General features: G+C 48.2%; 8 protein-coding genes, 7 tRNA genes and 2 rRNA genes. 9 read left to right on the forward strand and 8 right to left on the reverse strand.

Going from position 1 to position 11,353, the window contains the following annotated elements:
• The 9 genes from B5F71_RS16900 to B5F71_RS16940 form a co-directional block, all read left to right on the forward strand.
• Window positions 1-120 (forward strand): 23S ribosomal RNA (locus tag B5F71_RS16900); the annotation flags it as partial.
• A gap of 57 nt (window positions 121-177) precedes the next feature.
• Window positions 178-288 (forward strand): 5S ribosomal RNA (gene rrf / locus B5F71_RS16905).
• Between the two features lie 152 nt (window positions 289-440).
• Window positions 441-1,607 carry a nicotinate phosphoribosyltransferase gene (gene pncB / locus B5F71_RS16910; RefSeq protein ID WP_087212658.1) on the forward strand — a complete coding sequence of 389 codons (1,167 nt, stop codon included), beginning with the start codon at window positions 441-443 and terminating at the stop codon, window positions 1,605-1,607.
• 283 nt (window positions 1,608-1,890) lie between these two features.
• A complete protein-coding gene (locus B5F71_RS16915; protein ID WP_013618797.1) occupies window positions 1,891-3,387 on the forward strand; it encodes a 2-isopropylmalate synthase in 1,497 nt (498 codons plus the stop codon).
• A gap of 25 nt (window positions 3,388-3,412) precedes the next feature.
• Window positions 3,413-4,810: a 3-isopropylmalate dehydratase large subunit gene (leuC, locus tag B5F71_RS16920; RefSeq protein WP_087212652.1), complete on the forward strand. Its 1,398-nt coding sequence runs from the start codon at window positions 3,413-3,415 to the stop codon at window positions 4,808-4,810.
• Window positions 4,811-4,906: 96 nt separating this feature from the next.
• Window positions 4,907-5,503 carry a 3-isopropylmalate dehydratase small subunit gene (gene leuD, locus B5F71_RS16925; protein ID WP_013618799.1) on the forward strand — a complete coding sequence of 199 codons (597 nt, stop codon included), beginning with the start codon at window positions 4,907-4,909 and terminating at the stop codon, window positions 5,501-5,503.
• Window positions 5,504-5,735: 232 nt separating this feature from the next.
• Window positions 5,736-7,262 carry an alpha-isopropylmalate synthase regulatory domain-containing protein gene (locus B5F71_RS16930; protein WP_013618800.1) on the forward strand — a complete coding sequence of 509 codons (1,527 nt, stop codon included), beginning with the start codon at window positions 5,736-5,738 and terminating at the stop codon, window positions 7,260-7,262.
• Between the two features lie 117 nt (window positions 7,263-7,379).
• Window positions 7,380-8,441, forward strand: a complete 1,062-nt coding sequence (gene leuB / locus B5F71_RS16935; RefSeq protein ID WP_013618801.1) for a 3-isopropylmalate dehydrogenase — start codon at window positions 7,380-7,382, stop codon at window positions 8,439-8,441.
• 90 nt (window positions 8,442-8,531) lie between these two features.
• Window positions 8,532-9,353 carry a tetratricopeptide repeat protein gene (locus B5F71_RS16940; protein WP_087212655.1) on the forward strand — a complete coding sequence of 274 codons (822 nt, stop codon included), beginning with the start codon at window positions 8,532-8,534 and terminating at the stop codon, window positions 9,351-9,353.
• Between the two features lie 68 nt (window positions 9,354-9,421).
• Here the strand turns inward: B5F71_RS16940 and B5F71_RS16945 are convergent.
• The 8 genes from B5F71_RS16945 to B5F71_RS16980 form a co-directional block, all read right to left on the reverse strand.
• A tRNA-Gly gene (locus B5F71_RS16945) sits at window positions 9,422-9,494 on the reverse strand.
• A gap of 25 nt (window positions 9,495-9,519) precedes the next feature.
• Window positions 9,520-9,592 (reverse strand) — tRNA-Gly (locus B5F71_RS16950).
• A gap of 7 nt (window positions 9,593-9,599) precedes the next feature.
• Window positions 9,600-9,680: transfer RNA gene (locus B5F71_RS16955), tRNA-Leu, on the reverse strand.
• Between the two features lie 10 nt (window positions 9,681-9,690).
• Window positions 9,691-9,766: transfer RNA gene (locus B5F71_RS16960), tRNA-Gly, on the reverse strand.
• Between the two features lie 9 nt (window positions 9,767-9,775).
• Window positions 9,776-9,858, reverse strand: a tRNA-Leu gene (locus B5F71_RS16965).
• 23 nt (window positions 9,859-9,881) lie between these two features.
• Window positions 9,882-9,962 (reverse strand) — tRNA-Leu (locus B5F71_RS16970).
• A 13-nt stretch (window positions 9,963-9,975) separates the two neighbouring features.
• Window positions 9,976-10,048, reverse strand: a tRNA-Gly gene (locus B5F71_RS16975).
• A 207-nt stretch (window positions 10,049-10,255) separates the two neighbouring features.
• Window positions 10,256-11,158 carry a DMT family transporter gene (locus B5F71_RS16980; RefSeq protein ID WP_022039217.1) on the reverse strand — a complete coding sequence of 301 codons (903 nt, stop codon included), beginning with the start codon at window positions 11,156-11,158 and terminating at the stop codon, window positions 10,256-10,258.
• Window positions 11,159-11,353 lie beyond the last annotated feature (195 nt).

Raw genomic sequence — 11,353 nt, forward strand, 5'->3', positions numbered from 1 at the left:
AGCCTTCCGCAAGATTAGATTTCCCTGAGGGTCGTCATAGACGATGACGTTGATAGGATGCAGGTGTATAGGTGGAGACACCACAGCCGAGCATTACTAATTGCCCGAGACTTTCGCGGCGTGTCTATTGTATAGTTTGTTGGTTGCCTGTCGCAGGTCACTTTTCCTTCATGGCATTAAGGTGGCTATGGCACGAAGGTTCCACCTCTTCCCATTCCGAACAGAGAAGTTAAGCTTCGTCACGCCGATGGTACTGCGTAACAGTGGGAGAGTAGGTAGCCGCCGTTTTGGGATCCTTCCCCGGTCTGATGGCCGAGGGAGGATCCCTTTCTCTTTTTGAGATTATGCATTTCTTTTTTATTTCAGATCGGCTATATAATATTTAAGGTGAACTTGCGGAACAATGAAATAAATTGTATCTTTATGCCAAATTGGAAGTTATGGTTATAAAGACAGTTTTGGATACAGATTTGTATAAGTTTACCACCTCGTATGCTTATATTAAATTGTTTCCGTATGCGATGGGAACGTTTAGTTTCAAGGATCGCGATGATACGGAATACACAGAGGGTTTCTTGAATGCCTTGAAGAATGAGATTCATAATCTTGCTTTGGTGTCTTTGCGTAAGGAAGAATTAGAGTACATGTGTTCGCATTGCCGGTTCTTGCCCCGGGTATATTGGGAATGGCTTTTTTCCTTTCGTTTTGATCCGGATAAGATTCATTTGTATTTGGACGAAGAACGCCATTTACACATGGAAGTTACGGACTTATTATATAAGGTAACACTGTATGAAGTGCCTTTATTGGCGATTATTTCAGAAATAAAGAATCAGTTCTTAAACCGTATACCGGACCGTCAGGACATCATAGCCCGTTTGTCTGGAAAAGTCAGCTTGTCTAATACGCATCACATGCCTTTTTCTGAATTTGGCACCCGCCGCCGTTTTTCGTTTGATGTGCATGAAACAGTCGTTGCCTATTTGAAAGAACATGCCCGCTACTGTACGGGAACTTCCAATTGTTTTCTTGCCATGAAATACAACCTGCTTCCGATGGGGACCCATCCGCACGAATGGTTTATGTTTCATGGCGCGCAATTCGGTTACAAGCATGCCAATTATATGGCTTTAGAGAATTGGGTAAATGTGTATGACGGCGATTTGGGTACAGCTTTGTCGGACACATATACGTCAGATGCTTTCCTTTCGAATTTCAGCCGCAAGCAAGCCAAGCTGTTCGATGGGGTACGGTGTGATTCCGGGGACGAGTTTGAGTTTGTAGAACATCTGATTGCCCGGTATAAGGAATTGGGGATTGACCCTACTACGAAAACCATTATTTTCAGCAATGCGCTGGATTTTGAGAAAGCGCTTCACATTTTTGAATATTGCCAGGGGAAAATTCGTTGTTCTTTTGGCATCGGAACGAATCTGACTAATGATACAGGCTATACTCCTTCTAATATCGTGATGAAGTTGTCGCGTTGCAAGATGAATGTAAACCAAGAGTGGCGCGAATGTGTGAAACTGTCTGATGATATGGGAAAGCACATGGGAAGTAGCAAAGAATTGGATGCTTGTCTGTATGAATTGCGCTTAAAGTAGGCTTAAATGTGTAAAATTGTTGCTGAATTTGATAAAAAACTTTCATTCTATTTTGTTTTATCGAAATAATGTCTACCTTTGCATCCGTAAAATAAAAAAAGAAACAGATGAATGCATTGTTTATACATATTTTGCTATGCGGTTTGATTATTCTATTGGTGAAGCCAGTGGGAAGCAAGGCGCGTGCGTAAATGTATAACGGTACAAGATATATGTAAAGCCTTTCCCACTTCTATGTGCGAAAGGCTTTTTGTTTGAATGACGATTAAAGATAATAAATGCTATGAGTGAAAGATTGTTTATTTTTGACACGACCTTGCGCGACGGGGAACAGGTTCCCGGATGCCAGTTGAATACGGTTGAAAAGATTCAGGTGGCAAAACAGTTGGAAGCGTTGGGTGTGGATGTGATTGAAGCCGGATTCCCGGTTTCCAGTCCGGGTGATTTTAATTCGGTGATTGAGATATCAAAAGCGGTTACGTGGCCTACCATTTGTGCGTTGACTCGTGCCGTGCAGAAAGATATTGACGTGGCAGCCGAAGCTTTGAAGTATGCCAAGCATAAACGTATTCATACGGGTATAGGCACTTCCGACTCGCATATCAAGTACAAGTTCAACTCCACGCGCGAAGAAATCATCGAGCGTGCGGTGGCTGCCGTGAAATATGCCCGCCGCTATGTAGACGATGTGGAGTTTTATGCCGAAGATGCCGGACGTACCGACAATGAATACTTGGCACGGGTGGTTGAAGCGGTTATTAAGGCGGGAGCCACGGTGGTGAACATTCCCGATACTACGGGGTATTGCCTGCCGGATGAGTATGGGGCTAAAATCAAGTATTTAGTCGACCACGTGGACGGCATTGACAAAGCTGTCATTTCTACCCACTGCCACAATGATTTGGGAATGGCTACAGCCAATACCATCAGCGGTGTGTTGAACGGAGCCCGTCAGGTGGAAGTGACCATCGACGGTATCGGAGAACGTGCCGGCAATACAGCGCTCGAAGAAGTGGCAATGATTTTGCGTTGCCACAAGCATCTGAACATTGATACCAACATCAATACCCAGAAGATTTATCCTACCAGCCGTATGGTTTCCAGCCTGATGAACATGCCCGTGCAGCCCAACAAGGCGATTGTGGGACGGAATGCCTTTGCACACTCTTCGGGTATCCATCAGGACGGTGTGCTGAAGAACGTGCAGACGTACGAAATCATTAACCCGAAAGACGTGGGAATCGATGATAATGCGATTGTACTGACTGCCCGGAGCGGACGTGCGGCATTGAAGCATCGTTTGCATGTGCTGGGTGTGGAAATGAATCAGGAGAAGCTGGACAAGGTGTATGAGGATTTCCTGAAACTTGCCGACAAGAAGAAGGATATTACCGATGACGATATTCTGGTGATTGCAGGTGCCGACCGCAATGTGAATCATCACATCAAGCTGGAATACTTGCAGGTGACCAGTGGGGTAGGCGTGCGTTCGGTGGCAAGCCTGGGCTTGAATATCTCGGGCGAGCATTTCGAGGCCGCCGCTACCGGTAACGGGCCGGTGGATGCTGCCATTAAGGCGGTGAAACAGATTATCAAACGTCAGATGACCTTGAAAGAGTTCACCATTCAGGCAATCAGTAAAGGGAGCGACGATGTGGGTAAGGTACACATGCAAGTGGAATACGACGGACAGATGTATTATGGCTTTGGTGCCAATACCGATATCATCGCGGCTTCAGTGGAAGCGTATATCGACTGCATTAATAAATTCAGAAAATAACGGAACGAGATAACATTTGAAACGTATGGCTAATACTTTATTTGATAAGATTTGGGATGCACACGTGGTGCAGAAAGTGGAAGACGGTCCCACGCAATTGTACATCGACCGCCTTTATTGTCACGAAGTGACCAGTCCGCAGGCATTTGCCGGCATGCGGGCGCGGGGATTGAAATGCTTCCGTCCGGAACGGATTTATTGCATGCCCGACCATAATACGCCGACACACGACCAGGACAAACCTATCGAAGACCCGGTTTCGAAGGCGCAGGTGGATGCATTGGCAAAGAATGCCGCCGATTTCGGATTGACTCACTTCGGTATGATGGACAAGCGGAACGGCATTATTCACGTGGTGGGTCCCGAACGGGGACTGACATTGCCAGGCATGACGATTGTCTGTGGCGATTCGCATACTTCTACACACGGTGCGATGGGAGCGGTTGCTTTCGGTATCGGCACCAGCGAAGTGGAAATGGTCATGGCTTCTCAATGCATCTTGCAGGCACGTCCGAAGACCATGCGCATTACCATTGACGGCAAATTGGGAAAAGGAGTGACTGCCAAGGACGTAGCCCTTTATATGATGTCGAAAATGACGACCAGCGGGGCTACGGGATATTTCGTAGAATATGCCGGCGAAGCGATTCGGAGCCTGACGATGGAGGGACGTCTTACTTTGTGTAACTTATCTATCGAAATGGGTGCCCGTGGCGGTATGATTGCTCCCGATGAAGTGACTTTCGAATACATCAAAGGGCGTGAATATGCGCCGAAGGGAGCAGATTGGGATAAGGCTGTGGCGTACTGGAAGACGTTGAAGAGCGATGAAGATGCCGTGTTCGACAAAGAAGTGCGTTACGATGCCGCCGATATCCAGCCGATGATTACTTACGGAACCAATCCCGGTATGGGGATGGCAATCACCGCTCACATTCCTGTTACGGAAGGAATGAGTGACGTAGAGAAGGCGTCTTTCGAAAAGTCCCTGCATTATATGGGCTTCCAGCCGGGCGAGTCTTTGTTGGGCAAGAAAGTCGATTACGTGTTCCTCGGCGCTTGCACCAACGGTCGTATCGAAGACTTCCGTGCTTTTGCTTCTATCGTGAAAGGACGTAAGAAAGCTGACAATATTATCGCTTGGCTTGTACCGGGTTCGTGGATGGTGGATGCACAGATTCGTGAAGAAGGTTTAGACAAGATTCTTGAAGAAGCGGGCTTTGCTATCCGTCAGCCGGGATGTTCGGCTTGTCTGGCGATGAACGATGACAAGATTCCCGCAGGCAAATATGCCGTATCTACCAGCAACCGTAATTTCGAAGGCCGTCAAGGTCCTGGCTCACGCACGTTGTTGGCAAGCCCGCTGACCGCAGCCGCCGCAGCCGTAACGGGAGTGATAACAGATCCGAGAACATTAATGTAAGTTTTTGAGTTTGTAAGTTCGTGAGTTTGTAAGTTTCCCATAATTTATTGAAAAACTCAAAACTTAAGAACTCAAAAACTAAATAACTAAGAACACATGAAACAGAAATTTGATATAATTACCAGCACTTGTGTGCCTTTACCGCTCGAAAATGTAGATACCGACCAGATTATACCGGCACGTTTCCTGAAGGCCACTACACGCGATGAAAAATTCTTTGGTGATAACCTGTTCCGCGATTGGAGATACAATCCGGACGGTTCGCTGAACAAAGACTTTGTGTTGAACAATCCGACATATGGCGGGCAAATCCTGGTGGCAGGCAAGAACTTCGGAAGTGGTTCCAGCCGCGAACATGCGGCGTGGGCGATTGCCGGTTACGGCTTCCGTGTAGTAGTATCCAGTTTCTTTGCCGATATCCACAAGAATAACGAATTGAATAATTTCGTGCTTCCGGTGGTGGTAAGCGAAGGATTCCTGAAAGAACTGTTCGACTCTATCTTTGCCGACCCGAAGACGGAAGTAGAAGTAAATCTTCCTGCCCAGACCATTACCAACAAGGCGACAGGCAAGTCGGAAACCTTCGAAATCAATGCCTATAAGAAGCATTGTCTGATGAACGGGCTGGACGACATCGATTTCCTTGTAGAAAACAAGGATAAAATCGAGGCTTACGAGGAAGAACACAGATAACACGTTATATTTTTCACCACAGATTACGCAGATTTTTTCTGTTTATAATTAATATTGATAAAGATTAATGAATATCCTCATAGATAAAAGGAGTTAGAAGGGAGTTATGCCTTCGGCAGGAGTTAAATGCCAATAGCACAGAAGTATTGGCTTCTTAACTCCTTGCCGGCTAAATGCGGACATTTATAAAAGATTAAATCTGTGTAATCTGTGGCGAGTAAAAAAAAGTTTTATGGAAAATCATCCGAGAATAGAAATCATGGACACCACGCTCCGCGATGGCGAGCAGACCAATGGCGTGTCGTTCGTGCCCCATGAAAAATTAATGATTGCCCGCTTACTGCTTGAGGACTTGAAAGTCGATCGTGTGGAAGTCGCTTCGGCACGGGTGTCTGAAGGGGAATTCAATGCGGTAAGGATGATATGCGACTGGGCGGCACGGCGGAACATGCTTCCGCGGGTCGAAGTGTTGGGGTTTGTCGACGGTCACGTGTCGGTCGACTGGATTCACGACGCTGGATGCAGGGTCATTAACTTACTTACGAAAGGCTCGGAGAAGCATTGCACGTACCAGCTGAAGAAGACCCTTGACGAGCATATCGAGGACATACGGGCGGTGGTATCCTATGCGCATGAGCGGGATTTGGATGTCAATGTGTACCTGGAGGACTGGAGCAACGGCATGAAAGATTCGCCTGCTTATGTCTTTGGGCTGGTCGACGGCTTAAAGGATTGTGGTATCCGTCGGTTCATGTTGCCCGATACGTTGGGAATCCTCAATCCGTTGCAAGTCATCGAGTATATGCGGAAGATGAAGAAACGTTATCCCGACCTGCACTTCGATTTTCATGCGCACAACGATTACGACCTTGCCGTGAGCAACGTGCTGGCGGCTGTGCTGAGTGGGGTGAAAGGACTTCATACCACCATCAACGGTTTGGGCGAACGGGCGGGCAATGCTCCCCTTGCCAGTGTGCAGGCGATTTTGAAAGATCATTTCCATGCCGTGACCAATATCGATGAAAGCCGTCTGAACGATGTGAGTCGGGTGGTCGAGTCGTATTCGGGCATGAGCATTCCCGCCAACAAGCCGATAGTGGGCGAAAGTGTTTTCACGCAGGTGGCAGGCGTGCATGCCGATGGAGATAATAAGAATAATCTTTATTGCAACGATTTGCTTCCCGAACGTTTCGGCAGGGTACGTGAGTATGCTTTGGGAAAGACTTCGGGCAAGGCGAATATTCGCAAGAATCTGGAAAGCCTGGGCTTGGAACTGGACGAAGATTCGATGCGGAAGGTGACCGAACGTATCATCGAATTGGGCGACCGGAAAGAACTGGTGACACAGGAAGATTTGCCCTATATCATCAGTGATGTGCTGAAACACGACGGAGCGCAAAACAAGGTGAAACTGTTGAGTTATTTCGTCACCCTTGCTCAAGGATTGAAGCCGATGGCTACGCTCAGCATCGAAATCAACGGCAAGGTGTATCAGGAAAGTTCATCGGGCGACGGTCAGTATGATGCTTTCGTGCGTGCCTTGCGCAAGATATATAAGGGTACGTTGCAGCGCAAGTTTCCGATGCTGACCAATTATGCCGTGACCATTCCTCCCGGCGGACGTACCGATGCCTTTGTGCAGACCGTCATCACGTGGAATTACGAGGACCGTGAGTTCCGTACCCGCGGTTTGGATGCCGACCAGACGGAAGCGGCAATCAAAGCGACCATTAAAATGTTGAATATAATTGAAGAATAACAATCAGTTGACAAGGTACCAGGTACTAGTTGACTAGGTCTTGAATAGTTTTGTAAATGCTATATTAAACCTGGTCACCTGGTACCTGGTTTCCTGGTTACCTAAAAAAGAAGACCTATGGAATTTAAAATTGCAGTATTAGCCGGTGACGGCATCGGTCCTGAAATCTCTGTTCAGGGTGTCGACGTCATGACGGCTGTTTGTGAGAAGTTTGGACATAAAGTAAGTTACGAATACGCTATCTGCGGTGCAGATGCCATTGATAAGGTGGGCGACCCGTTCCCGGAAGAAACCTATCAGGTATGCAAGGATGCCGATGCCGTATTGTTCTCGGCGGTGGGCGACCCCAAGTTCGATAATGACCCTACGGCAAAGGTACGTCCCGAGCAGGGCTTGCTTGCCATGCGCAAGAAGCTGGGACTGTTTGCCAATATCCGTCCGGTGCAGACCTTCAAATGTTTGTTGCACAAGTCTCCCTTGCGTGCCGAACTGGTGGACGGTGCCGATTTCCTTTGCATCCGCGAGCTGACCGGAGGCATGTATTTCGGCGAGAAATACCAGGACAACGATAAGGCGTATGACACCAATTATTATACCCGTCCCGAAATCGAACGTATCCTGAAGGTAGGTTTTGAGTATGCCATGAAGCGCCGCAAGCACCTGACGGTAGTCGATAAGGCGAATGTGCTTGCATCGTCACGCTTGTGGCGTCAGATAGCCCAGGAGATGGCTCCCCAATACCCCGAAGTAACCACCGACTATATGTATGTCGACAATGCGGCAATGCGCATGATTCAGGAGCCGAAGTTCTTCGATGTCATGGTGACCGAGAATACGTTCGGCGATATCCTGACCGACGAAGGTTCTTGCATCAGCGGCTCGATGGGCTTGCTCCCGTCCGCTTCTACTGGCGAAAGCACGCCGGTGTTCGAACCCATTCACGGTTCGTGGCCGCAGGCTAAGGGGTTGAACATAGCCAATCCGTTGGCGCAAATCCTTTCCGTGGCCATGTTGTTCGAATACTTCGATTGTAAGGAAGAGGGTGCCTTGATACGCCGTGCCGTAGACGCTTCGCTGGATGCTTGCGTGCGTACGCCCGAAATCCAGGCAGAAGGCGGTGCCAAGTATGGTACAAAAGAAGTTGGCGCATGGATTGTGAATTATATTAAAGAAGCTTGATTTTTTCACCACAGATTACACAGATTTTTTCAGTTAATAATTTTAAAGATTAAATCAGTGTAATCTGTGGTGAAAGAAAACATTTGTTTTATGCGAAGACTGATTATCATAGCGTGTGTCTGCCTGTGCTCGTTCGGACTGTATGCCCAAAACTATAACGAGCTGGTGGAAGAAGCGATGGCTTGTGCACAGAAGGACAGTTTGGTGCGTGCCGAACAGCTTTTCCGCGAAGCCTTGAAGCTCGACCCCAAGAATGCCCGCAACGCCTTGCTCTTTTCCAACCTCGGCACGGTCTTGAAGCGTCAGGGAAAGGCGGACGAAGCCATCGAAGCCTATACCATGGCGTTGAATATCACGCCATACGCTACGGCTATCCTTCTGAACCGTGCGGCATTGTATCTGGATAAAGGCTTGCTCGAAAAAGCATACATTGACTATTGCAACGTCATCGACCTTATTCCCGAAGAGAAAGAAGCACGCCTGTTCCGCGCCTATATCTATATGCAGCGTCATCAGTATAAGGAGGCGCGTATCGACTATAATGTCTTATTGGGCAAGGATGCGAAAAACAAGCCTGCCCGTATCGGGCTTGCCATGCTTGACCAGAAGGAAGGAAAGTTCATTGCAGCCCGTGACCGCCTGAATCTGTTGGTGGAAGAATATCCGCAGGATGCATCACTCTTGAAAATGCGTGCCAATGTGGAACTGGAGCAGGAATTTACCGATATGGCCTTGCTGGATCTTGAGACTGCGGCAAAGCTTGACCCGAATGACGCTGACGTATATGTGATGATGGGCGACATTTATGTCCGCCAAAAGAAGAAACACCAGGCACGTCAGGCCTACGAGCAAGCTATTAAATTGGGTATATCAGCTCTTCAATTGGAAGAAAAGCTGAAAGAGGTCAGATGAACCCATATCTGGCTCTTAAGACATAAAAAACGAAATGAGAGACTGGGATAACCCAATCTCTCCTTACGAGCGGCAAACGAGACTCGAACTCGCGACCCCGACCTTGGCAAGGTCGTGCTCTACCAACTGAGCTATTGCCGCAATGAAACCCAAAATAACTAACGTGAGCGGAAAACGAGACTCGAACTCGCGACCCCAACCTTGGCAAGGTTGTGCTCTACCAACTGAGCTATTTCCGCAATGATGTGCCCAGAACAGGACTCGAACCTGCATGCCTCTCGACACACGCACCTGAAACGTGCGCGTCTACCATTCCGCCACCTGGGCATCATTACTGTGGAGCGGAAAACGAGACTCGAACTCGCGACCCCAACCTTGGCAAGGTTGTGCTCTACCAACTGAGCTATTTCCGCAACAACGGGTGAAGAGAAGGAGACTCGAACTCCCACGACATAATGTCACTACCCCCTCAAAGTAGCGCGTCTACCAATTCCGCCATCTCTCCGATAAACAAACTTAAAAAGAACGTGCCCAGAACAGGACTCGAACCTGCATGCCTCTCGACACACGCACCTGAAACGTGCGCGTCTACCATTCCGCCACCTGGGCATTATTACTATAGAGCGGAAAACGAGACTCGAACTCGCGACCCCAACCTTGGCAAGGTTGTGCTCTACCAACTGAGCTATTTCCGCAACAATCGTTGTTTTGTTTTGCGGTTGCAAAGGTAATGCTTTTTCTCAAATCAGCAAACAAACTGCTTGTTTTTTTGCGAAAAAATGTTTCTTACCGGAACTTAAAGCAGGAAAACGGAGCGGCAAGCTACCTTTTTCCTGCTTCAGAAATCAGACTTTTACACGGATGTATGTAGAGCCTGTTTAAATTTTCCTATAAAGAGAATCCTACCGGCTCCCCAGATACAGGAAGAACATGCCGAGAAGCACCAGTGCGAGATCGACCGCCTTGCTCCGCAGGTTCTTTTCGCGGAACACCATGGCACCGAAGAGGAACGATACCACCACGCTTCCCCGCCGCACCATCGACACGATGGAAATCATCGAGTCGTCCATTCCTAAGGCATAGAAATATACGAAGTCTGCCGCCGAAAGGAAGAGGGAAATCAGCGGGATGCACCAGTCCCAGTGGAAAGGGGTAGTGGTCTTGCGCTTCGGAAGCCACAGGAACATCAGCACCGCCCCCATCATGAAAAGCTGGTAGATGTTATACCAAGCCTGCACCACCATGTTGTTGAACATTCCCATCAGGTATTTGTCGTACAGGCCGCTGATAGCTCCCAGCAAGGCGGCAAGCACCACGAACCACACCCAGCGGTTGTGTTCGAAGCTGATGCCTTCTTTCTTGCCCGAGCGGCTTAGCATGAAAAACGATACCACCGCCAGCAGCACACCAATCCACTGGTACAGGTTCAGCCGCTCGCCGAAGATGAGCAATGCGCCCACCAGGGTCATTACAGGGCGTGTGGCGTTAATCGGCCCTACGATGGTAAGGGGCAGGTGCTTCATTCCGAAATAGCCGAAGGTCCACGATGAAAGTACAATTACCGATTTCAGCACAATGTATTTGTGCACTTCCCAGCCTCCCGTTTCGGGTACGAAAAATATCGTGTCCTGCAATGCCGACGGACAGAACCTGGACACAAGGATGAAGGGGATGAAGATGAGGCTGGAGAACAGCGTGTTCAGCGCCAGTACGGGGAGCACCGCATTCCCGTTCAACGATTTCTTTTTGAACACGTCATAAAAGCCCAGCAATGCCGCCGAGCAGAATGCTAATAATAACCACATGTCGTTTCGTTTAGTTTCTAAATCGGGTGCAAAGGTACGAAAAACAATTGGTTAATTAATGCATGGAGATACATAAGAAACTATTTTGAGAAGCTGTTTTGAATTTATCGTGCGATGATTTGGGATGAGTTTTTGAGGCATTTTCGCTTCTGTGATGAGGAAGATAGCGGGCTATCTGACGAAGAACAGGAGCGA

Origin of the sequence: Bacteroides sp. An269 (assembly GCF_002159755.1) — a bacterium.
GTDB lineage: Bacteria > Bacteroidota > Bacteroidia > Bacteroidales > Bacteroidaceae > Phocaeicola > Phocaeicola intestinalis.

Excerpts from the sequence above, each read along its gene's own strand:
- pncB (WP_087212658.1), top strand. The coding sequence starts at position 441 with ATGGTTATAAAGACAGTTTTGGATACAGATTTGTATAAGTTTACCACC.
- B5F71_RS16915 (WP_013618797.1), top strand. The coding sequence starts at position 1,891 with ATGAGTGAAAGATTGTTTATTTTTGACACGACCTTGCGCGACGGGGAA.
- leuC (WP_087212652.1), top strand. The coding sequence starts at position 3,413 with ATGGCTAATACTTTATTTGATAAGATTTGGGATGCACACGTGGTGCAG.
- leuD (WP_013618799.1), top strand. The coding sequence starts at position 4,907 with ATGAAACAGAAATTTGATATAATTACCAGCACTTGTGTGCCTTTACCG.
- B5F71_RS16930 (WP_013618800.1), top strand. The coding sequence starts at position 5,736 with ATGGAAAATCATCCGAGAATAGAAATCATGGACACCACGCTCCGCGAT.
- leuB (WP_013618801.1), top strand. The coding sequence starts at position 7,380 with ATGGAATTTAAAATTGCAGTATTAGCCGGTGACGGCATCGGTCCTGAA.
- B5F71_RS16940 (WP_087212655.1), top strand. The coding sequence starts at position 8,532 with ATGCGAAGACTGATTATCATAGCGTGTGTCTGCCTGTGCTCGTTCGGA.
- B5F71_RS16980 (WP_022039217.1), bottom strand. The coding sequence starts at position 11,158 with ATGTGGTTATTATTAGCATTCTGCTCGGCGGCATTGCTGGGCTTTTAT.